This window comes from Stakelama saccharophila (assembly GCF_032229225.1).
Lineage (GTDB): Bacteria > Pseudomonadota > Alphaproteobacteria > Sphingomonadales > Sphingomonadaceae > Sphingomonas > Sphingomonas saccharophila.
In genome coordinates, this window is sequence record NZ_CP135076.1 from 2311325 (window position 1) to 2333974 (window position 22650).

Genomic DNA, 22650 nt, shown 5'->3' on the forward strand with positions numbered 1-22650 from the left:
TTCTGTCGAAACATCCAGATGTCTTCCGCTGCTTTCCTGGAATACCGGATATTCGACGTCGGGTATCGGGCGAAAGAGACGCGCTCAATAGTCCTTGGAGTAGCGGATGCTGCCACTCGACCCGCCGGCGGTGCCGACCTGCGAAAGAAGACTCAGCGCCTTGGTCAAAGAGATTTCGATCTGCGTAGCGGTGAAGCCGCGCGCGTCGGTGATCACCTCTACATAGACGTCGTCGGTAAGGTATTTGCCCGCCGCCAGTGCCGTGCCGCGCCCGGTCGTGTCGTCGCTTCCGAGGATACGCAGTCGGTCGAAACCGGTGGCCGAGCGCAGCTTGCCAAGCGGATTGAGTCCGCCGCCCGAGCCGCGCAGCGAATTGAGCGCGGCGGCGAGTTGCACCGCTTCCGTGGCCGACAGGTCTGTAACCGAACTGCCGAAGAGGAGCCGCGAAAGCACCTCGTCCTGCGGCAGATTGGGATTGGACGCGAACTCAATCTGCGGGTTCTGCGCGCTGCCGGTGATGTTGATCGTGAAGGTGACGCCGTCATTTTCAGTCGTTGCCTGGATGTTGAGTTGCGGATCGCCGATCGGGCCGCCCTCGAAGCTGATCACGCCTCGGCTGATCTCGAACCGCTTTCCGGCGAAGGAATAGGTGCCGCGCACGATGCGCATCGTGCCGCGCACGTCCGGACTGGCCGAGGTACCGCCGACGCGGATATCCGCCTGCCATTCCGACTCCAGACCCATGCCGGAGACGAACAGCCGGTTGTCCGCCCGGACACGGATGTCGAGGCGGAACAGGCCGGGCGGCGCCGCGCTCGCATCGTCGGATTCGGCCTCCGACTTCACCTGTTCACCCTTGCGACGGACACCGTCCAGCATCGGCACTTCTGCGGCACCCTGACGCGAAATCTCGTAGCGCGCCTCCGGAATGCGCAGCTCGCCGGTGATCGTCGCCGTCTCGCCGGGCTGGTGCCGCACACGCAGCTCACCGGTGGCCGTCGCACCCAGCGAATCGCTGCGCGCCAGCCGCGCATCATCCAGTGTTGCCCGGATATCCATCGGAAAACCGGCATCCGCCGCAAGACCGACATAGCCCTGCGCCGCGATCGATCCGTCGCCGGCCTTTGCCGAAAGCTGGTTGAGCTGGAACCGGTCGTTGTTGAAACGACCGTCCACCTTCATGTTCGTCAGCCGCGTACCATAGGTCTCGTTCACGTAGCTCAGATTGCTCGAACGCACGATGCCGGAGAGTTGCGGTGCGCGTAGCCGTCCGTCGAAATTCGCGGCAACCGCGATCGGCCCCGTCAACTGCTGATCGGACAGCGCGGCGAATGAAAACAGCACCGCAGCAGGTCCGTTATAGCGGATTCCGCCGCCCAGCGGAGCGGCCATCAGCCGCGTCGTCCAGGCTCCGGCACCGGGCGGCAGTGGCTGAAGCGTGGCGACCATGCGTCCCACCGTCGTGGTCCCGCGCTTGATGAGAGCGCGTCCTTCGCCGCCCTGCGGAAAGAGTTTGCCCTGGAACTGAATATTCACCGGCACCGAAACCGCGGCGATGCTCGATCGGCGGAAGTCGGCGATGTTCAACCGCGCATCGGCCTTGGGGAAACTGCCGTCGCTCGGCTGCGCGAAGTCCAGGCTGCCATTCGCCATGCCCATGATGCCCAGCCCCGGCACGAAGGCATTGGCGAGTGAGAGATCGACATCGTCGAGACGCATCTGGGCCGTCATTCCCGTTCCGTAGGTGCCAGCGACGCGCAACCTGCCCTTGTCCAGCACGATTCCCGTCGGCATCAGCGTATAGCTGCCATCCGAAACCTGGATGCGCGCGGGATTCTCGGTATGGAAATCGATGCCGTTGCCGCTTCCCCGAAGGGCGACAAGATAGCTGTCGGGGCTGAGCCGCGCATTGGCGGCAAGCTGGAACGGCACGCTGGAGGACCCCTTCGCCAGCAATTTCGCCGTTCCCTTGCCACCCCGATAATCGACCTGCGCCCGCGCCTGATCGATGACGAACTCGCCCATCGCGAAATTGGCGAGTTGCACGTCCCCGGCAATCGCGGGCGCGTCGGGATACAGCGTCGCCCGGGCGTCGATGATGGCGCGACCGATGGTGATGCCGGACGTTCCCGGTATCCGCGCGTTGTTCGCGCGCGCCGCGATCACGGCCTGTTGGTTGCCGTCGGCAGAGGCGAGTTCGGCACTGCCATTGATACCGGAACCGGTGAAATCCAGCCTGCCGGCGAACGGACCGGCGTCCGTCCGGTGGATGCGGCCCTGGAGATCAACGCCGGCGAAGCGTGCGTTACGCACGTCGACGGTGAGCGGATCGCCGGTATCGACCAGCATGTCGGCGTTGAACGGGCCATAGTTCGTGTCGCCCGTCGCGGTTACGGCATAGGCGCCGGCATGCCCCCGGACTCGCGCCTCCAGATCAGCAAGCCCGATCCCCAGCCCCGGCTTCGCTGCGCGCACCAGCAGCGAGGGGTCGGCCAGCGTTCCGGTGGCACGGGCGGAGATCGGGCCGTATTGCTGCGAGACGGCATCGAGGCTGACGTTCAGGCCGCCGTCGAGGTCATAATATCCTTCTCCGCTGGTAATCTTGAACGCCGGGGCGTTGAGGCGGAGATCATCGAACCGGACCACGCCCTGCGGCGTATAGTCGAGGTCGACCCGGGCATAGGCATTGCCGCCGAGGAAATTGCGCGCACCGTCGTTCAGGATACGCGACGTCCTGGCGACGATCCGTCCCCGAATGCCGAACCCGCCTTCCGGCGCCGAATAGAGGTCGGCGTCGGTCGCCAGATTCAGGATGCCGATGCTGTCGACGCGATAATCGTTGACCCGCCCCTTGAACGCGCCGGTGTAATGCCCTTTCGCGGTATCGGCCAGGATGACGGCGGTGGCGTCGATCTTGTCCGAACGGACCCGCAGATTGTCCGACAGGATCTGTGTTCCGTTGATGGCGATATCGCCGTTCAACGTGAGATTGGTGAGCAGACCGTTCGCGCTGGCGGGAAGCCCCGTCACGCGCGCAGCCCGTGCGTGAACGGGAACCAGGATGTGTTCGGAATCGACCGTGGCCAGGCCCTCGGCGTACAGGCGTTCGACGACGGTATCACCGAAGCCGAGCGCCGCTGCCTGGAGCTTGTAATTCACCGTGGGTGTGCGGAATTCCCCATCGAGATCGACTGCCGCCCGTACCGACCGTCCGCGAAGGTTCTCCGCGATCGCGCCGGGCTGGAGCAGGAGCGCCTCGATCCGGAACGAATTGAAGCGGCTCCGGCCGAGATCTATCCCGCCTCGTGTCGACACCGCAAAGGCATCGGAGCGCAGCCGGAGCTGCAAGTCGACCTCGCGCTCGTCGAGCGCGGCGTCCAGCGCCACGTTCACGCGCGGTTTGGTCAACCGCTCCACCGGCCCTTGAAGATAAAGCCCCGGCCGGGCCGAACCACGAACCTGGAATCGGCCGTCCTGCTCCGCGATCTTCAGCCCGACCAGCGAATCGCCACCCAGCGTTCCGGTCAGGGTCCCGTTCCAGGCTTGCCAGCTACCTGCGCCGTCCAGCGACACCGACAAGGGAGCCTTCAATCCCGCCAGCCCGGCGACCAGGCCATCCTTCGGCGCGTCGAGTTCGAGATCGAGGTCGAGCTTGTTCGCTTCCGGCGCGGCATCGAGGACAAGCTGCAGCCTGTCGCCACCCGCTACGCCCTTACCCCGCAATGTCCTCAGCTTCGTCCGAACCTGCGCACGGCGGTCGGCGATATGGACCGATCCGGCAACACTGGCGATATGGCGCTGGCCCGTGACGGGCGCGCCGATGACGATGCGGTCGACGGCGAGCTTGTCGACGTCGATGTCGATATCGGGCAACAGTGGCTGGTTTTCCGGCGCGGACGGCGTCGGCTTCAGCACCGGCGTCCTGTCGAAGCGGACGAGCGGACTCGTCAGCGCATCGACATCGACATGGCTGTTGATGAAGCGGAACGGATGCCAGTCGAGTTCAATACGCGGCGACGAAGCGAACACGCCTTTGGTGTCGCGAATCCGCACGTCGCGGAGCACCATGTCGCTATAGATCGAGCCGTCGATCCGACCGACACGGACGTTGAGACCGGAAGCGGTCGTGTACCCCGCGATCTGGTTCGCGAGAAAACGCCTGCCCGGATCGGTATTGATCCCCAGCAGCGCCGCGGCGAGAAGCACCATGAGCGCAAGCAGCGCAATTCCGATCCATTTGAGGATTCGTACCCAGAGCGGACGGCGCTGCGCTTCGCCGATCTCCTCGGCTCCATTTTCGTCCGTTGTGCCGGGCGCCGTCATATCGGGATCGCGCGAACCCGCCATCAGAACGCCTGCCCGATCGAAATATAGAGGGCGATGCTCGGATCACCCGGCCTCGGGTTCAGCGGCGTCGCAAGGTCGACGCGCAGGGGGCCGAAATTGGTATAGAACCTGCCGCCGATACCGGCGCCGAATTTCAGGTCCGAGCCGCGCGGATAGATCGTGTCATAGGCCTGGCCGGCATCGATGAACGGGACGATACCGAAATCGCCGAAACGATACCGGGCTTCCAGCGAGAACTCGTTGAAGCTGCGTCCGCCGATCGGCTTGCCGTCGGGCGCCTGGGGGCCAAGCTCGCGATAACCATAGCCGCGCACCGACCCGCCGCCACCCGCATAATAGCGCCGCGAAGGGGGAAGGTCGTCCCGGTCGATGCCGGGGATGCTCCCGACCGCCGCGCGACCGGCGATTACCAGGCTGTCGGTGACCGGATAATATGCGGTGCCTTCCAGTTTGAGCCGGGCATAGGGCCGGAACGCACCCTTGACCGCGGCTTCCGGACTGACGGTAGCGTTGATGCGAAATCCCTCTGTCGGATTGAGCAGGCTGTCCGAGGTGTCGAAGCCGACCGTCCCGGGGAGTGCGGCGATGAAATAGGTTTTTCGCTGGCGTTCACCGGCGTCGAAATTCCACACATCCTCGTTCGTGCCGACCAGTTCAAAGCCATAGGAATAGGTGAACCGTTTCTGCCACAGCGGCGTGGAATCATAGGAAATCCGGCCGATCAGGGAAGCCGTGTAAGCCTCATAGGCTTCGTAATCATTGTGGTTGGCGGCAACGCCCAGCATCACGGTACGATCACGCCGGCCGGCATTGGATCGCCGGAACGTGGCCGAAAGTCCCTGTTCCTGCGTGCCGCCGACGCCGGAGACGATCAGCGCACCTTCGGGCGGGAACAGGTTGCGGTGCGTCCAGGAGCCTTCCAGACGGATGCCCTGGCCGGTGCGATACCCGGCCTCCGCGGCCAATGTGCGTGGCGGCCCCGCCTTTTGCCGCACGAGCAGATCGACATATTCGGTGCCGTCGGGCGCGGTCTCCCCGGTTCTTTGCGGCTGGACCGAAACGGTGGAATACAGGCCGGTGGAAACCAGCGCCTTGCGCAGGTCGTCGACATCGCGACTGTCATAGAGATCGCCGCGATCGAAGCGGGCGAGAACCCCGATATGCTCCGGATCGAAAACCGGCTCGCCCTGCGTCGCAAAACCGCCGAACGAGGCCCGCGGCCCGAGATCATAAGGGAGCGTATAGGCGCCGCTGTGGTCGCTGCCGTCGAGCAGGATGTCCCGCTGGCCGAGTTGGAAAAAGGGATATCCCTTTTGCGGCAGCGTCACGGATACGTTGGCCTCGGCGCCCTGTACCCGTTCGGCTTCGATCGGATCGCCGGGTTTCAGCGGCAAGGCCTCGTCCACCAGGCCCATCGGCACCGTCGCGTCGCCTTCGGTGGTGATCGACGAAAAGCTATAGCGCACGCCGGGAGTAGCGGAAATCACGGCTCGCAGCGCCCCTTCCGGCTCGCTCGGCCGGTCGATCCGCGACGTCACCGCAGCATCATAATATCCCTGCGACTGCATTAGCTGGAGCGCCAATTGCTCATCCGATTTCGCGCGCGCCGACACCATGGCGGCGTTTTCCGCTTCGCCGTCTCCTTCTTCCAGTGCCGACAGGTCGCGGAAGCGGCTTTCCAGATCGACCTTTTCCAGACCCTCGACAACGGTTTCGTACCGTATTTCGGAATCGATATCTTCGACGCCCGCAATCTCCGGCGGCGGCGTCGAATCGAAGCTGTCGATCGGCGGCAATGGCTGGGCCAGCTCGCCCTCGTCGGGAAGCGGGCGAGGCTCGACGATTTCCGAGCCCGGAGCCTCCAGCGGCTCCCGTTTCGCATCCTCCGCATCTTGCTCGGCGTCGGCACTGGCTGCTTCCGCCACGCCCTGTCGGTCAACGGGCTCCGGCATGGGTTCCAGCGGGGCGTTGATGTCGTCGCCGAGCGGCGGCAGCGCGGATTCGAACTGTTCGTCCGGTACGATCGGCTCGTCTTGCGGAGCCGGTTGCGGGGCTTCGCTTTCCTGCTGTGGTGAGGCTTGCCCGTCGGAATCGGCGTCCGGCGTCCGCTGTTGCGCGGTTGCGGTCTGCACGATCGCGGCGCAGGGCGTAAAGGCAGAAGCCAGCAACACTGCCCTCAAAATTCTTCCGCCCGTACCGATCCGCACCAATCCCCGGTCCCCTTGCGACACGGAGAGCATCCCCCCGCCAGAACTCGCCCATAACGCATATGGCGCTCTGCGTATCCATTGTACTGCAAAGAAACATGATTCTGCTCGGACGCAAGCATCCCTTCCGGGCCGCACCGCGTTGACAAGAACGCTGACCACAAGGAAGCATTCGCGACATGAGCGAACAGAGGGGCGAAGTGGACACGAACAGAATTCCGGGATTCGATTCCGGCCATCCGTGGCAGCATCCATGGCCTGCATGGAAGGCGATTTTCGGCCGCATCTATTCGATGACGGGCTATCACAACCTGTCGCTGATGGCGGCGGGCGTGGCCTTTTACGCTTTCCTGTCATTCGTACCGCTGCTGGGTGCGGTCGTCATGACCTATGGCCTGGTGGCCGATCCGGGCACGGTTGCCGAACACATGCAGACCGTCATTCGGCTGGTGCCGACCGACGCCGCTTCCCTTATCCGCGATCAGTTGGAAAGCGTGGCGAATACCGCCGCCAGCCAGGCCGGCATCGGCCTGGCCATAGCCCTGTTCTTTTCCGTTTACGGGGCCATGCGCGCCGCCAACGCCATGATCCAGGCGCTGAACGTCGTCTATGAGGAGGACGAATCGCGCAACATGATACAGACCACGATACTGGCAATATTCCTCACCTTAGGCGCGATCGTCGCCGTTCTGGTCGGCGTCGTCGCGGCCATCGTGCTGGGCTTTCTGCAAGAAGCCGTCGGTATGCTGGGTGAAGCCGGCGTGGTCCTGATCAAGATCGCGACATGGCTGGTCGCCGCGGCGATCGTCAGCGCCGGCTTCGCATTCATCTTCCGCTATGGCCCCGACCGTGCCCGGGCGCGCTGGCGGTGGCTGTCGGTGGGATCGGTCGCATCGACCCTCCTGTGGCTCGTGGCGACCCTGCTGTTCGGCATCTATACGGCGAATTTCGCCAATTATAACGCAACCTACGGCGCGCTCGGCGCGGTCGTCGTCCTGCTGATGTGGCTGTTCGTATCGTCCTATGCCGTGCTGCTCGGCGCAGAAATCAACGCCGAAGCCGAACGCCAGACCGGCGTGGATTCAACGACCGGCATGCCCCGCCCCTTCGGCGAGCGCGGCGCGACGGTAGCGGATACCCTGCCCAGCAAGCGACAGATCAAGCCGAAGCGGGCGAAATATTGAGATCCGGATCACAGCCGGCGCCGGCGCCCTTGGCTCGCCGACGGAAGCGGTGCAGCAGCGGTTCGGTGTAACCACCGGGTTGCGCCAGCCCTTCGAAAATGAGCGCACGCGCCGCCTGGAATGCAAGACTGCCGTTTTCGCGTCCGGACATCGGCTTGTACTTCGGATCGCCCGCATTCTGCGCATCCACCTTCTTCGCCATCCGCAGGAGCGCGGCGTCGACCTCCTCCACCGACGCCACTCCATGAAGCATCCAATTGGCCATGTGCTGCGAGGATATACGCAGCGTCGCGCGGTCTTCCATCAGCCCGACATCATTGATGTCGGGCACCTTGGAGCAGCCGATGCCCTGATCGATCCAGCGCACGACATAGCCCAGAATGCCCTGCGCATTGTTGTCGAGTTCGCGCCGTACTTCGGCCGGCGTCCAGTTGCGTCCCTCCGCCACCGGCACCGCCAGCAGCTTGTCCAGTTTCGGCACGGCCTCTCCGGCGATCGCCCTCTGCTGCGCGAACACATCGATCCGGTGATAATGAAGCGCATGCAATGTCGCCGCGGTCGGGCTCGGCACCCAGGCGGTGTTCGCACCCGATTTCGGGTGGCCGATCTTCTGCTCCAGCATGTCCGCCATGCGGTCGGGCGCGGCCCACATGCCCTTGCCGATCTGTGCCCTGCCCGACAGGCCGTGCCGCAGGCCGATACGGACGTTGCGATCCTCATAGGCCTGCAACCACCCGCTGGCCTTCATCTCCCCCTTCGGGATCATCGGGCCGGCGTGCATCGCGGTGTGGATTTCGTCGCCGGTACGGTCGAGAAAGCCCGTGTTGATGAATACGATACGGTCCCGCACGGCATGGATGCACGCGGCGAGATTTGCCGAGGTGCGACGCTCCTCATCCATCACGCCGACTTTGATCGTGTGGCGGGCCAGCCCCAGCAAATCCTCGACCGCATCGAACAGGCGATCGGTGAAGGCGCATTCGTCCGGCCCGTGCATCTTGGGCTTCACAATATAGATCGAGCCCGCACGGCTGTTGCGATACCGGCTCAGCCCGCGCAGATCATGCAGCGCGATCAGCGGGGTCATGATCGCGTCGAGGATGCCCTCGGGCGCTTCCGATCCGTCCGGCAGCATCAGCGCCGGCGTCGTCATCAGATGGCCGACATTGCGCACGAACAACAGCGATCGGCCCGGCAGGGTGAAATTGCCGCCACTCGGCGCCGTGTAGCTGCGGTCGGGATCGAGACGGCGGGTAATCGTCTTGCCGGCCTTGTCGAACGTCTCCTTGAGGTCGCCGCGCATCAGCCCCAGCCAATTCGCATAAGCGGCGACCTTGTCTTCGGCATCGACCGCCGCGACGGAGTCCTCCAGGTCGACGATCGTCGTCAGCGCCGCTTCCAGCACGATGTCCGCGATGCCAGCGGGATCATGCTTCCCGATGGGATGCTCGCGGTCGATGACGATTTCGATGTGCAAACCATTGTGGCGCAACAGCAGCGAATGCCCGGCCCACCCCGCGAGCTGGGCGGTATCGGCAAGGTCCGGCGCACCTCCGGTGAAATCCGCCCACTTTCCTGCTCTGAGCGGCACCGCCTCGTCCAGAAACGCCTTGGCCCGGGCGATCACCTGCGCACCGCGCTCGGGATCATAGTCGCCCGGCTTCGGCTCGCCGGGGAGCGCATCGGTGCCATAGAGCGCGTCGTACAGACTTCCCCAACGCGCATTCGCGGCGTTGAGGACGAAGCGCGCATTGAGGATCGGCACGACGAGCTGCGGACCGGCCATGGTCGCGATCTCGGCATCGACATGTCCGGTGCCGATGGTGAAATCGTCCGGTTCTTCGACCAGATAGCCGATCTCGCGAAGGAAAGCCTCGTCCACCGGCTGTCCGGCTTCGTAGCGCGCGTCGATCTGCGCCTGGAGCGTGTCGCGCGTCTCAAGCAGCGCCCGATTGTCGGGTACGAAGCGGTCGAAGATTTCGGCCACCCCCGACCAGAAGCCGTCGCCCCCGATGCCAAGCGCCGGCAGCACCTGCCCTTCCACGAAGCGTGCGAGCGGTTCGGCGACGGACAGGCCGGCACGGTTCAGCGACTGAGACATGATTCCTCCTCGATCGTGGGCAGCAATGGCACGCCTGGGGAGGCTGGTATGAATTACGGTAAGCGGCTGTGCCGGATCAAGTCGCTTCCGCCTCGAATCCCGCTGCCGCCACCTCGAGCCGTTCGAGCATCGAGCGCAACTGCCTGATCTCCCCGGCCGAGAACTCCGAAAAAATGCGCCGCTCCAGTTCCAGCGCTTTGGGCGCCACCTGTTCATACAGCGCCGCGCCCGAATCGGTCAGCCGCAACAGATGCGATCGCTGGTCGGAAGGATTGGGCTCGCGCTTCACCAGGCCACGCTCGACGAGGCCGATCGCGGCGCGGCTGACCGTCACCTTGTCCATCCGCGTCATTGCCCCCAGGGCCTGCTGCGTCATGCCATCGCCCTCCGCGAGCACCGCGACCAGCCGCCATTCAGGAATCTTCAGCCCGAACAGCGATTGATAGGCGGTGGCGATCACGTTCGACACGCGGTTCGACGTGATCGACAGGCGATAGGGGAGAAAGCCGTCGAGATGGAGCGTTGACATGAAACAACCCTAACTGCCCGCCTTTACTCGACGCCAGCATATTGGTAGGTAGTATCAATTGATACCAGTTTCCCGAACCGGAGAGATGTGATGGAACCCCGCGAAAACCCCATGGGCCTCAACGGCTTCGAATTCGTCGAATTCACCGGCCCCGATCCGGAAGCGCTCGGCAAGCTCTTCACGATGATGGGCTTCACCCACGTCGCCAATCACAAGACCAAGCAGGTTCGCCGGTATAGCCAGGGCGACATCAACTTTCTCCTTAACATGGAGCCCGAGGGTCAGGTCGCCGGCTTTCGCGAAGCGCACGGCCCGTCCGCCAATGCGATGGCGTTTCGCGTTGCCGATGCCGAAAAGGCGCTGAAATTGGCGATCGAGCGCGGCGCGACCGAGGTGAAAGGCAAAAACGGTCCCGGCGAGCTGGACATTCCGGCGATCGAGGGAATCGGCGGCGCCAATCTCTATCTCGTCGACAAGCATGGCGAGCAGACCATCTACGACACCGATTTCGAGCCTGTCGAAGGCGCGAAGCCGAACCAGAATTCGGCCGGTCTGGAGACGCTCGACCATCTGACGCACAATCTGAAGCGCGGACGGATGGATTATTGGGCGAATTACTACGAATCGATCTTCAACTTCCGCGAGATTCGCTATTTCGACATCGAGGGGCAGCAGACGGGTCTGCTCAGCCGCGCAATGACCGCGCCCGACGACAAGATCCGCATCCCGCTGAATGAAAGCCGCGACGATCACTCGCAGATCGAAGAGTTCATCAACGATTACAAGGGCGAAGGCATCCAGCACCTCGCGCTGACCACCGACGACATTTTCGCGACGGTCGACAAGCTGCGCGCCAACGGCGTCGAGTTTCAGGATACACCCGACACCTATTACGAATTGATCGACCAGCGCCTGCCCGGCCATGGCCATGACATCCAGAAGATGAAGGATCGCAAAATCCTGATCGACGGATCGCCGGAGACGGGCGAAGGATTGCTGTTGCAGATCTTTACCGCCAACATGGTCGGACCGATCTTCTTCGAGATCATCCAGCGAAAGGGTAATGAAGGATTCGGCGAGGGCAATTTCAAGGCGCTGTTCGAATCGATAGAACTCGACCAGATCAAGCGCGGCGTAATCCCGGCCAAGGACAAGGCCGAGGCCTGAGCGCCTGACGAGTAAGGAGAGGCCGGCCGGTCGCGCAGGAGGAATGCGACCGGCAGGAAAAACGGCCCGCGGCCGCCGCCATGCCCGCCCGCAAAAGGGGGCGTAAAGACATAAAGACGAGCATGGCGGCGGTTCGCACCCTCAAACCGATATGGGAGAGCCCCAGTGTCCGACGGATATATGACCGGGTTCGGCAATCATTTCGCGACCGAAGCAGTGGCCGGCGCGCTGCCGCAGGGCCGCAACTCTCCGCAAAGCCCCGCATTCGGCCTGTATACCGAACAACTCTCTGGCACCGCATTTACCGCGCCGCGTTCGGAGAACCGCCGCTCCTGGCTCTATCGGTTGCGCCCGTCGGCGGCGCACCCGCCCTTCCGCCGCTATGAAGGCGCCGATCTTTTCGCGCCCGGCACCGTCGATGCACCGCTTGCGCCCAACCGGCTGCGCTGGTCGCCGATGGGTTATGACGACGACGAGGCGGACTGGCTGGACAGCCTGGTGACGATGCTCGCCAGCCATCCACCGGAAAGCCAGTCTGGCGCCGCCGTCCATATCTACCGCGCGTCGAAGGATATGGAGCACCGGGCCTTCGTGTCGGCCGATGGCGAACTGGTCGTCATACCCGAGCAGGGCCGTCTGATGTTGCTGACCGAAATGGGCCGGATCGACCTGAGCCCCGGCGAGATCGCGCTGATCCCGCGCGGCGTACGGTTCCGGGTGACGCTGCCCGATGGCAGGGCGCGCGGTTATGTCGCGGAAAATCATGGGGCCCCGTTCCGCCTGCCCGATCTGGGCCCGATCGGGGCGAACGGCCTCGCCAATCCGCGTGACTTCGAGACGCCGGTCGCCTGGTTCGAGGATATCGAGGGCGAATTCGAGCTGGTGCAGAAATATCTCGGCAGCCTGTGGACGACCAATCTCGGCCGCAGCCCGCTCGACGTCGTGGCCTGGCACGGCAACCTCGCGCCGTCGAAATACGATCTATCGAAGTTCATGACGATCAACACCGTCAGCTTCGACCATCCCGATCCTTCGATCTTCACCGTGCTGACATCGCCCAGCGATACCCCCGGCGTGGCAAACGCCGACTTCGTGATCTTCCCGCCGCGCTGGATGGTGGCGGAGGACACGTTCCGCCCGCCCTGGTTCCACCGCAACGTGATGTCGGAGGCGATGGGCCTGATCCACGGTGCCTATGATGCGAAGTCGGAAGGCTTCGGCCCCGGTGCGCTGAGCCTGCACAACCAGATGGCGGGGCACGGTCCCGACGTCGAAAGCTGGAAGAAGGCGAGCGAGGCGGAGCTGAAGCCGCACAAGATCGAGGACACCATGGCGTTTATGGTCGAAAGCCGCTGGGTTTTCCGCCCGACCGAATTCGCACTGGAAACCGCGCAGAGCGACTATGACGAGGCCTGGGCGGGATTCCCGAAGGCACGGGTGCCGCGTTGATCCGTATTCCTGCGCAAGCAGGAATCCAGAGCATCCAGCGCATCGTTTGAAGCTCTAGGCGCCCTCTTTCGCAGGAGCACGATGGTCAGGAACAAGCTGCAGCACACGGCGTTTTACAGCGGCAGAACGGGAGGACGCCGCTTGGGCCATGTTTAATTGGAAGCACAAGGCGCAGGAGCGTCTGGAAGCCATGCTCTTCGCCCATGTCGACGACCGCGCCTTTCCTTGCGTCGGCGCGAAGGCGGCGCTTGCGCGGGGAACGCTGGAGGTGCTGGCCTGCAACCGGATCGACAGCGGCTGGGACGATGTTCGTATCCATGACGCGCTGCTCGGCTTCGCCGGCGCGTATAAGCGCGAGCCGCAGATGTACCGCAGCTTCGCCGTAATCTTCGATGGTCCGGACGCTCTCGATGAAACGGCGTTCGAAGAGGCGCTGTGGGACCGGGTCCAGTCGCTATCGGACAAGGATGTCTGGCGCGGGCAGGATTATGACGACCGGGTCAGCGCCGATCCCACCAATCCGCATTTTTCGCTGAGCTTCGGCGGCGAGGCGTTCTTCATCGTCGGCTTGCATCCGAACGCCAGCCGTCCGGCGCGGCGCTTCGACCGCCCTGCCCTGGTCTTCAACCTGCACGACCAGTTCGAGCGGCTGCGCGCCGAGAACAAATATGAGGGCATGCGCGAAAAGATCCTGACGCGCGACGAGGCGCTGGCGGGGTCGCGCAACCCGATGCTCGCGCGCCACGGCGATCTGAGCGAGGCACGGCAATATAGCGGGCGGAAGGTCGATGAGAACTGGCGCGCGCCCTTCGAATATCGCGGAGCGGAAAAATAGAACCCCAGGTCATTCCCGAACGCAGCGGCACCGCCTTCGAAGTGAAGAAGGGCCAGACGCTGATCGTCATCGATCCCAGGGGCGAACAGGTCGCCGATCTCCTCTCCTTCAACGCGCGAGACATCGACGAGGTGATCTCGTCGGGGCGGACGTTCGATTATGCCGAGCGGATCTACCTTTCGACCGGAAACAAGCTCTATTCCAACCGTTCGAACGTGATGCTGGAGATCGTCGAGGATACGGTCGGACGGCATGATTTCCTGCTGACGCCGTGTTCGGTCGACACGTTCGATCACTTCTATCCCGACCTGCCCCGGCATCGCGGGTGTTTCGGCAATCTGGCCGAGGCGCTGGCGCCCTGGGGCATAACGCCGGCGCAGATCCCGAACGCGTTCAACTGTTTCATGAACGTGCCGGTCGATGGCGAAACCGGCGAGTTGAAGGTCCTGCCGCCGATCAGCAGGGCCGGCGACTATATCGCCCTGCGCGCGGAGATGGACCTGATCATCGGCCTGACCGCCTGCTCGGCCCCCGATTCGAACGGCGGGACGTTCAAACCGATCCATTACCGGATAGAGGCTTAGAGGTACGTGCGACCAACTGCACGCCGTGCCGGATTCTTCGAGCGGCTCGGGAAGAGCCCCGTACCTCCACCCTCCTGTTTCGCTACCGAATAGCCTGGGTCAGCCAGCAGGGAAATGCGGCGAGGGCGAGCAGCATGCCGAGCGGCAACTGGTCGGTCGCCGAGAGCCTGCCGCGCCGCGCGAGGATCACCAGCGCCGCAACAAGGCCGATCATGCAGGCGGTGAACAGCACCAGCGGCAGATCGCGCCAGCCGAGCCACAGGCCGATCGCCCCCATCAGCTTGGCATCGCCGCCGCCCAGCCCTTCCCGCCCACGCAGGTTGCGATAGAGCGCCGCGACCGCCCACAGCACGGCGAACCCCGCGATGCCGCCGATCAGCCGGTCCTGGGTGGACGGGGCGAGGCCGAGCAGTCCCGTCGTCAGTCCGGCAAGCGCCAGCGCACCGGTGAGCAGGTCGGGAAGCCAGAAGGCCCGCAGGTCGAGCACGGCGAGCGTAAGCAGCAGCCAGCCGAATATCGCGCCCGCCACGCCCGTCCAATCCGGTGCGACGGCGGCGGCGACGAGGCCGGTAGCGAGGCCGAGCAGCTCCACCACCGGGTGCAGCCGGCCGATCGCCGCCCCGCAAGCACGGCACCGGCCCCGCTGCGCCACGTAGCTGCCAACCGGGATCAGTTCGGCGACCGTCAGCGTCCTTCCGCAGCCGTCGCATTCGGACCGTCCCTTGAGCGCCGAGCGTCCCTCCGGCCAGCGGATCGCGACGGTCGCGATGAAGCTGCCGAAGACGAGCCCGAGCGCGCCCAACGCGGCCATCCACCAGACAGGATCAGCCACCCGGCTTCTTCCGGATCAGGTAGCGATAGACGCCGAAGATGTTGATGCCGAACAACACCGCATTCTGCGTGCCGAGCGCGCCGTCCTTCGACAGGAACGCGGCGACGATCCAGGCGATGCTCGACGCGACGAACACGACGAAGCCGAAACCGACGACGCGGCGGCCGAGATCAAGCGAGACCATGAAGGCCGCGGTAACACCGGTGCCGGTGGCGAACCATTTGATAGCTTGAATCAGGGGGGAATCTTCCATCGTCGCTTAACGCTGTCGGATGGCGTTCGGGTTCAGCATTGTGATGAGAGTTCGCCTGCGTTCAAGGAGTTCGGTCGATTGCTTTCGTTATCCTGACGGTAGTCGGGATCAGAGCCCGAAGTGCTTGCGGCTTTGGATCCCGGATCAAGTCCGGGATGGCGGGTGTGAAGGCTTTTGCAAAATGTCGAGCGCATTCCTAGATCGGAGAGTGCAAAATCCCTTCGTCATCCTGACGGAAGTCAGGATCCGGAGCCCAAAGCGGCTGCGGCTCTGGGTCCCGGACCTGATCCGGATGACGATCCGATAAAATCAGGAGAATCTCCGCATGTCCGCCGATCCCGTTGTCATCCTGTCCTACGCGCGCACGCCAATGGGAAGCTTCCAGGGCTGCCTTGCCGGCGCGTCGTCGACCGAGCTGGGTGCGACCGCGGTCGGGGCGGCGATCGAGCGTGCGGGGCTGAAGGGCGACGCGGTCCAGCGCATCTATATGGGCTGCGTGCTGCCCGCCGGGCTGGGCCAGGCGCCGGCGCGGCAGGCGGCACTGGGCGCGGGGCTGCACAAGCATATCGAGGCGACGACGATCAACAAGATGTGCGGCAGCGGCATGCAGGCGGCGATCATGGCGGCCGATGCGCTCGCCGCCGGTTCGGCCGAGCTGATGGTCGCGGGCGGCATGGAGAGCATGACCAATGCGCCCTATCTGTCGCTGCGCCACCGCTCCGGCGCGCGGCTGGGCCATGACAAGATGCTCGATCATATGTTCCTCGACGGGCTCGAGGACGCCTATGAGCCCGGCCGGCTGATGGGCAGCTTCGCCGACGAGACGGCGAAGGAATATCAGTTCACCCGCGAGGCGCAGGACGAATTCGCGATCTGCTCGCTTCAGCGTGCGCAGAAGGCGCAGGAAAGCGGCGCGTTCGACCGCGAGGTGGTGCCGGTCGAGATCACCGGGCGCAAGGGCACCGACACCATCCGCCTCGACGAACAGCCAGCGCGCGGCGATGTCGCCAAGATCCCGACGCTCAAGCCCGCCTTTTCCAAGGACGGCACCGTCACCGCCGCCAATGCCTCGTCAATCTCCGACGGCGCGGCGGCGCTGGTGATGACGCGTCAGTCGGTCGCCGACAGGCTGGGGCTGCAGCCGGTCGCCCGCGTCGTCGCACACGGCGCGCACGCCCACGAGCCGTCGCGCTTCACCACCGCGCCCGTCTCGGCGATGGAAAAGACGCTGGACAAGGCCGGCTGGACGGTTGGCGACGTCGACCTGTTCGAGGTCAACGAGGCGTTCGCCTGCGTCGCGATGATCGCGATGCGCGAGCTTTCGATTCCGCACGACGTGCTCAACGTCCATGGTGGCGGCTGCGCGCTCGGCCACCCGATCGGCGCGAGCGGCGCGCGGATCGTGGCGACGCTGCTCGCGGCGCTTCAGAATTCGGGGCAGAAGCGCGGGCTCGCCTCGCTGTGTATCGGCGGCGGCGAAGCGACCGCGATGGCAGTGGAATTGCTGGACTGATCGCCGCGGCGCCGGGCAGACGGCAGGTGACGTCGTGTCCGGCATCGCCCATAGTGGCGGCATGACTCCCGCCGCGCTCAGCGCCATCGTTCTGGGCATCGCGCTCGTCCTGTTCGTTTCCGAACGCGTCCGCCACGATCTCGTCGCCCTGCTGGCGCTGTTCGCTTGCCTCGCCCTCGGCCTGGTGACGCCGCAGACGGCATTCGTCGGAATGGCCGACCCCGCCGTACTGACGGTGGCGGGAATCCTCGTCATCGGCCGCGCAGTCGAGCTATCCGGCATCGCCTCGGTCATCGCGCGTACCGTGATCCCGCAGCGCGCGCCGTTCACCGTCCGGCTGGCCCTGTTGCTGGTGGTGAGTGCGGCGCTCTCGGCCTTCATGAACAATATCGCGGCGCTGGTCATCACCATGCCGATCGCCGCCGATGTCGCCCGCGCCGCACGGCGGCCGCCGGCGGCGACGCTGATGCCGCTCGCCTTCGCCACCATCCTGGGCGGCATGACGACGCTGATCGGCACGCCGGCCAACCTGATCCTCTCCTCCGTCCGGCAGAAGGAACTCGGCGCGCCACTGGGTTTCTTCGCGATGACGCCGGTGGGCGCGGCGGTAACGGCGGTCGGGCTGCTCTATCTGGTGGTATTGGGCTGGCGCCTGCTGCCGGTCCGCCGATCGAGCGAGCGCGAGACGCGGCCGCCCTGGCGCGTGTTCGAGCTGCTGGCGCCGGCGGCGGTGGCGGGCCATCCGGTGCAACAGCTATTCCCGGTGCTGCGCCACGCATCGGCGCGATTGCTCGCGCTGTTCCGCGACGGGGGGCGTGTCATGGTCGGTACCGCCACGCGGTTGAAGGAGGGGGACCATCTTCTCGTCATATCGCGGGTCAACCAGTGGATCGCGGCTGATCGCACGGGCCTAGACACCACGACGGCGCCGCAGGACGAAGCAGAGGTCACCGCCCGCGTCGCGGTTGCACACGGATCCTTCCTGATCGACCAGCGGCACGAAGAGGTGCCGCTGCGCTCCGACGGCGAACTGCGCGTCGTCGCGGTGGGCCCCCGCGCTGCACGAGAGCGCCAGCCGCTGACGTCGATGGTAATTCACGCCGGGGACCAGCTTTTCCTGCGCGGGCCGCCGCAGGCGCTGAGCCGCTTCATCGCGCGGGCTCGGCTGCTGGAGATCGACCGGCTCGATCCGCCGAGCGTCGCGCGGTCGAGTTCGGCGTTGATCCTGGCGATCTTCGTCACTGCGATCGTAATGGTGGTCGCGGAAATCACGACGCCCACCGTCGCCTTCGTCGGGGCGGCGGTGGCGGTGGCGGCCCTGCGGCTGGTTCCGGCCGCGGAGGTCTACCGCTCGATCGACTGGAGCGTACTCGTCCTGCTGGCGGCGATGATCCCGGTCGGCCAGAGCTTCGAGACGACCGGCGCCGCCGCACAGGTCGCGCAGTTCCTCGGCCGGTCGCTGGACGGAGCGCCGCTGTTCGTCATCACGGGCGCCCTGTGCGCCACCACGCTGCTGCTTTCGATCTTCCTCAACAATGTCGCCACCGCGGTGATTATGGGGCCGCTGGCGATCGAGGCGGCGCGGCTGCTGCATTTCTCGCCCGATGCGGCGCTGCTCGCCGTGCTGATCGGGGCATCGTCCGATTTCCTGACACCGATCGGTCATCATAACAACCTGCTGGTGATGGCGCCCGGCGGCTATCGCTTCACCGATTATTGCCGGATGGGCGGCATATTGGTGCTGCTCGTCGTCGGCACGACGGCGGCGACGCTGTCGGGCGGGTTGGGCTGAGGCGTCAGAATTCCTCGCCCGGGTCGACGCCCCACAAATGCGTCTGCTCGACATAGCCGCCCCGGCCCTTCACATCGAAATAGCACCAGCCGCCCTCACAATCGCTCAGCCGACCGACGACACCGGGTTCCGCGCGCCAGTTGATCGGCGCGGCGGCATCGGCCGCATCGCGCAGCGCGGCGATGCCGTCGGTGATGATCGCCGTCCGGCGCGAGGCGAGCAGGCCGACATGCATCCAGCCCTGCGTGCCGTCGGGATCCTCGATCTTGCGCCAGTCACCATAGATATCGATGACCTTGATCGGCAGATCGGCGCGGCGATAGAGCCAATTGATCGGATAGTTCCGACCCGGCCCGGTCCGCAGATGCGCCTTGCCCGCGGCGATCGACGCGTAATAAGGCGTCGCCCGCTTCTGCGCGGGCGCATCGGCCGCGGCGAATGCCGCCAGGCCGAGTGCCGTCAGCCCCAGGGCAAACCATATCCAGAATCGCATTACCCGTTCCCGAACTTCCGCACGGCTTCCGATCTATCCGCTCGGCCCGCAATGCTTCAACCGTTGACTGCTCGGCACGGGCGTTCCAATCGAAAGGGCATGACAGAGCGAGAACGCCCCGCCACGCCGCGCGTCGCGGTCACCCGCAAGCTGCCCGAGACCGTCGAGCATCGCATGGCCGAATTGTTCGATGCCGTCCTGAACCGGGACGACAGGGCGATGGAACGCGATGCGCTCGCCACCGCCATGGCCGACTGCGATGTCCTGGTGCCCACCGTGACGGACACGATCGACGCCGGGTTGATCGCCGGGGCGGGCGAGCGATTGCACCTGATCGCCAATTACGGCGCCGGGTTCGACCATATCGATCTGCAGGCGGCGCGCGCGCGCAACATCGTGGTGACCAACACGCCCGGCGTGCTGACCGACGACACCGCCGACATGACGATGGCGCTGATCCTTTCGGCACTGCGCCGCCTGGCCGAAGGTGAAAAGCTGGTGCGCAGTGGCAAATGGCGCGGCTGGGGGCCGACCGGGATGCTGGGCCGCCGCGTCGGCGGCAAGAAGCTGGGCATCGTCGGCATGGGCCGGATCGGGCAGGCCGTCGCCGCCCGCGCCCGCGCCTTCGGCCTGACGGTGCATTATCACAGCCGTTCGCGCATCGCCGAGACGCTGGAGGCCCAGCTCGGCGCCGTCTGGCACGCCGATCTGGACGAAATGCTGGGATGCATCGACATCCTGTCGATCCATACGCCGCACACGGCGGAAACCGAGCATCTGATCGACGCCCGCCGGATCGCGCTGCTGGGCGAGCAGGTCTATGTCATCAACACCGCGCGCGGCGAGATCATCGAGCAGGACGCCCTGATCGCCGCGCTGGAGGCGAACCGGATCGCGGGTGCGGGGCTGGACGTGTACGAAAACGAACCGCTGGTGGACGACCGCCTGACGCGGCTCGACAATGTCGTGCTGCTGCCGCATCTCGGCTCCGCCACCTTCGAGGGGCGTGAGGCCATGGGCCACAAGGTCATCGCCAATATCCGCACCTGGGCCGACGGCCATCGCCCGCCCGACCAAGTGCTGGAGGGCTGGGCCTGAAAGGAACCGTCGCCCGTTTTGCGTGGTTGTCGACCCGGTAACGGGAGATTGATCATGCGCAAAGCGACCCTTCTGATCGCAACCACCGGCGCTGCGATGCTCGGCGGCTGTTCCAGCAACCTGGTCGAGGGCGCGGCCATCGGCGCTGCCGGCGGTGCTGCCGTCGGCGCCGCTTCCGACGACGTCAGCGTGGAGGAAGGCGCGGCCGCAGGCGGCGTCGGCGGAGCCGCGGTCGGCGCGGCGACGGCCGACGAGGACCCCGATTAAAACGGCGGATGCGGCAGATTGAACATCTCGTGAAGTTCGAACCCATATCCTGTGCCCATCTTCGCGGGAACACAGGATAAGGCACGAGGCTCTTCCTGAATGATGCCTCTGCGAAAGGCGCGAAATGGAAACCTCTTTCGTCATGCTGAACTTGTTTCAGCATCCACTTGGCTGCAATATTAAATGCTTAAACTGAGCGGCTCGGTGGGCCCCGGCCTTCACCGGGGTGACGAGAATGGGTCTCGCAGAGGCATCCTGAATCGGCCCAAGGACCCGGCATGACGTCCAAGGTTGGTCGAACCGAACCTAGTTTTGGGCGTTTTCAACTGCGGGGCAGCCTTCGGGTGAGCAGATCGCCATGCGTGCCCCCCGCGCCCGCCATCGGCAGCATACTGCAACTACGTCGAAGCACCTTATGGTGACGGCGCGGCGCGGCCGCCGTCACAAACGGCATCGGCATCCATCTCGCTACGCCGCATTCTTTCGGCACGGCGGCGCGCGATCCTGGTTACGGAGCTGCTCCGCGCCCTTCCCGCCCGATCAGTCGCCGGTCAGGATGCGGTCGACGAGTTGCTTCACCGTGGGCACGAAGCCATTGGAATAAAAGGGATCGCGCTTGAAATTATAGGCGCCGTGCCCCGCGAACATCAGATTGTCGTCCACCGGCCCGCCATGGGCGATGTCCTGCAGCGTCTTCTGGATGCAGAAGGACCGCGGGTCGGCAAGGCGGCCGGTGGAATTCGTGTCGGTATCCGCCCAGGACGAGAACTGGCACTGGCTGAGACAGCCCATGCAGTCGGCCTGGTCCTTGCGGATCATCTTCTTTTCGTCCTCGGTGACGAAGACGAGCGTGTTGTCCGGGGTCTTCAGCGCTTCGGTGTAGCCCTCGCCCACCCATTGGCGCGCGCGCAGCAGGTCGTTTCGGGTCACCCAGAAATTCTTGCCCTTCACGCCCGCATCGAGCTGGAAGACATGGTCACCCGCTTCCTGCGTGGAAAAGGCGATCTGCCGTTCCGAGCGCGCTTCGAGATTGCGCAGGAAGTCGTTGCGGACGGCCGACGAATAGAATCCGGTGGGCGAGAAACGGTGCAGCAGCACGTCGCCTTCCTCGAGCTGGGTAAGCTTTGCCTTCCACTCTTCCGGAATCGGGCTTTCCTTGGTGAGAAGCGGCCGGGTGCCGAACTGAAAGGCGATGGCGCCGAGTTCGGGATTGTCGATCCAGTTGCTCCAGTCGCGCAGATACCAGACACCGCCCGCCATCACGATCGGCGTCGAATCGGGAATGCCACCCTCGCGCATCGTCTCGCGCAGCGCCTTGACGCGCGGATAGGGGTCCTGCGGCTGCTTCGGGTCCTCGGCATTGGACAGGCCGTTATGCCCGCCGGCGAGCCAGGGATCTTCATAAACAACGGCGGCCAGCCATTCCGACGCCTTGGAATAGGCACGCTTCCACAGCGCGCGAAAGGCGCGCGCGGAGCTGACGATCGGCAGATAGTTGACGTCGTAGCCGGCCGCGATCTCGGACAGCTTGTAGGGCATGCCGGCGCCGCAGGTAACGCCCGCCACCAGCCCCCTGGTGCGTTCCAGCACGCCGTGCAGCACGCGCTGCGCACCGCCCATTTCCCACAGGACGTTGATGTTGATCGCGCCCTTGCCGCCGGCAATGTCCCAGGCGCGCTTCACCTGCTGGACCGCGCCCTCGATGGCATAGGCGACCAGTTCCTCGTGCCGCTCGCGCCGCGTGAGGGCGTGATAGACCTGGGGGACGATCTTGCCTTCGGCATCATAGCTGTCGGCGTTGACCGCCGATACGGTGCCGATGCCGCCGGCTGCCGCCCAGGCGCCTGCGCTGGCGTGATTGGTCGCGGCAACACCCTTTCCGCCTTCGATGAGCGGCCAGACTTCCTGACCGTTATAGACGATGGGCTGCAAGCCTTTGAACACGAATCCTCCAGACAAATTTCGGGGAACCTAGCCGGTTCGCCCCGTCGACGCGAGC

General features: G+C 64.9%; 17 protein-coding genes. 9 read left to right on the plus strand and 8 right to left on the minus strand.

Features of this window, described 5'->3' with window-relative positions; translation table 11 throughout:
* Nucleotides 1–84: 84 nt before the first annotated feature.
* Together RPR59_RS10700 and RPR59_RS10705 are read right to left on the minus strand one after the other, a co-directional pair.
* Nucleotides 85–4347, minus strand: a complete 4263-nt coding sequence (locus RPR59_RS10700; RefSeq protein ID WP_313913862.1) for a translocation/assembly module TamB domain-containing protein — start codon at nucleotides 4345–4347, stop codon at nucleotides 85–87.
* Nucleotides 4347–6587, minus strand: a complete 2241-nt coding sequence (locus tag RPR59_RS10705; RefSeq protein ID WP_432280258.1) for an autotransporter assembly complex protein TamA — start codon at nucleotides 6585–6587, stop codon at nucleotides 4347–4349. Before RPR59_RS10705 ends, RPR59_RS10700 begins: the two co-directional genes overlap by 1 nt.
* 146 nt (nucleotides 6588–6733) lie before the next feature.
* Between RPR59_RS10705 and RPR59_RS10710 the strand changes: the two genes are divergently transcribed.
* Complete coding sequence (locus RPR59_RS10710) at nucleotides 6734–7738, plus strand: YihY/virulence factor BrkB family protein (protein WP_313913866.1); 1005 nt, start codon at nucleotides 6734–6736, stop codon at nucleotides 7736–7738.
* Here the strand turns inward: RPR59_RS10710 and RPR59_RS10715 are convergent.
* Both RPR59_RS10715 and RPR59_RS10720 read right to left on the minus strand, forming a co-directional pair.
* Nucleotides 7713–9839 carry a malate synthase G gene (locus tag RPR59_RS10715; protein WP_313913869.1) on the minus strand — a complete coding sequence of 709 codons (2127 nt, stop codon included), beginning with the start codon at nucleotides 9837–9839 and terminating at the stop codon, nucleotides 7713–7715. The genes RPR59_RS10710 and RPR59_RS10715 overlap by 26 nt on opposite strands.
* Nucleotides 9840–9915: 76 nt before the next feature.
* The gene (locus tag RPR59_RS10720; protein ID WP_313913871.1) at nucleotides 9916–10368 is read right to left on the minus strand and encodes a MarR family winged helix-turn-helix transcriptional regulator; all 453 of its coding nucleotides are present in this window, start codon (nucleotides 10366–10368) and stop codon (nucleotides 9916–9918) included.
* A gap of 90 nt (nucleotides 10369–10458) precedes the next feature.
* Here RPR59_RS10720 and hppD point away from each other — a divergent pair, with 90 nt between their 5' ends.
* The 4 genes from hppD to RPR59_RS10740 all read left to right on the plus strand — a co-directional run bounded on the left by hppD (nucleotide 10459) and on the right by RPR59_RS10740 (nucleotide 14403).
* Complete coding sequence (gene hppD / locus RPR59_RS10725; RefSeq protein ID WP_313913873.1) at nucleotides 10459–11535, plus strand: 4-hydroxyphenylpyruvate dioxygenase; 1077 nt, start codon at nucleotides 10459–10461, stop codon at nucleotides 11533–11535.
* Between the two features lie 180 nt (nucleotides 11536–11715).
* On the plus strand, nucleotides 11716–12984 hold the full coding sequence (gene hmgA, locus RPR59_RS10730; protein WP_313918470.1) for a homogentisate 1,2-dioxygenase: 1269 nt from the start codon (nucleotides 11716–11718) through the stop codon (nucleotides 12982–12984).
* A gap of 148 nt (nucleotides 12985–13132) precedes the next feature.
* Nucleotides 13133–13819: a guanitoxin biosynthesis heme-dependent pre-guanitoxin N-hydroxylase GntA gene (gene gntA / locus RPR59_RS10735; protein ID WP_313913876.1), complete on the plus strand. Its 687-nt coding sequence runs from the start codon at nucleotides 13133–13135 to the stop codon at nucleotides 13817–13819.
* 41 nt (nucleotides 13820–13860) lie between these two features.
* Nucleotides 13861–14403: a DUF1989 domain-containing protein gene (locus tag RPR59_RS10740; protein ID WP_313913878.1), complete on the plus strand. Its 543-nt coding sequence runs from the start codon at nucleotides 13861–13863 to the stop codon at nucleotides 14401–14403.
* 82 nt (nucleotides 14404–14485) lie between these two features.
* On the opposite strand, the gene RPR59_RS10745 is transcribed toward RPR59_RS10740, so the two are convergent.
* Together RPR59_RS10745 and RPR59_RS10750 are read right to left on the minus strand one after the other, a co-directional pair.
* Complete coding sequence (locus tag RPR59_RS10745) at nucleotides 14486–15235, minus strand: prepilin peptidase (protein ID WP_313913880.1); 750 nt, start codon at nucleotides 15233–15235, stop codon at nucleotides 14486–14488.
* Nucleotides 15228–15488, minus strand: a complete 261-nt coding sequence (locus RPR59_RS10750) for a hypothetical protein (RefSeq protein WP_313913882.1) — start codon at nucleotides 15486–15488, stop codon at nucleotides 15228–15230. The genes RPR59_RS10745 and RPR59_RS10750 overlap by 8 nt, the downstream gene beginning before the upstream one ends.
* A gap of 325 nt (nucleotides 15489–15813) precedes the next feature.
* Between RPR59_RS10750 and RPR59_RS10755 the strand changes: the two genes are divergently transcribed.
* Both RPR59_RS10755 and RPR59_RS10760 read left to right on the plus strand, forming a co-directional pair.
* Entirely contained in the window at nucleotides 15814–17001 is a 1188-nt protein-coding gene (locus tag RPR59_RS10755) for an acetyl-CoA C-acyltransferase (protein ID WP_313913884.1), read from the plus strand.
* A gap of 34 nt (nucleotides 17002–17035) precedes the next feature.
* Nucleotides 17036–18793 (plus strand): SLC13 family permease, encoded by a 1758-nt coding sequence (locus RPR59_RS10760; protein ID WP_313913886.1) that lies wholly within the window; start codon nucleotides 17036–17038, stop codon nucleotides 18791–18793.
* Nucleotides 18794–18797: 4 nt separating this feature from the next.
* Here the strand turns inward: RPR59_RS10760 and RPR59_RS10765 are convergent, their stop codons facing one another.
* A complete protein-coding gene (locus RPR59_RS10765) occupies nucleotides 18798–19286 on the minus strand; it encodes an SH3 domain-containing protein (protein ID WP_313913888.1) in 489 nt (162 codons plus the stop codon).
* 99 nt (nucleotides 19287–19385) lie between these two features.
* Here RPR59_RS10765 and RPR59_RS10770 point away from each other — a divergent pair, with 99 nt between their 5' ends.
* Nucleotides 19386–20384 carry a 2-hydroxyacid dehydrogenase gene (locus tag RPR59_RS10770; protein ID WP_313913890.1) on the plus strand — a complete coding sequence of 333 codons (999 nt, stop codon included), beginning with the start codon at nucleotides 19386–19388 and terminating at the stop codon, nucleotides 20382–20384.
* Between the two features lie 54 nt (nucleotides 20385–20438).
* Nucleotides 20439–20651 carry a YMGG-like glycine zipper-containing protein gene (locus tag RPR59_RS10775; protein WP_313913893.1) on the plus strand — a complete coding sequence of 71 codons (213 nt, stop codon included), beginning with the start codon at nucleotides 20439–20441 and terminating at the stop codon, nucleotides 20649–20651.
* Between the two features lie 540 nt (nucleotides 20652–21191).
* Here RPR59_RS10775 and RPR59_RS10780 read toward each other — a convergent pair.
* Nucleotides 21192–22595 carry an NAD(P)H-dependent flavin oxidoreductase gene (locus tag RPR59_RS10780; RefSeq protein WP_313913895.1) on the minus strand — a complete coding sequence of 468 codons (1404 nt, stop codon included), beginning with the start codon at nucleotides 22593–22595 and terminating at the stop codon, nucleotides 21192–21194.
* Nucleotides 22596–22650 lie beyond the last annotated feature (55 nt).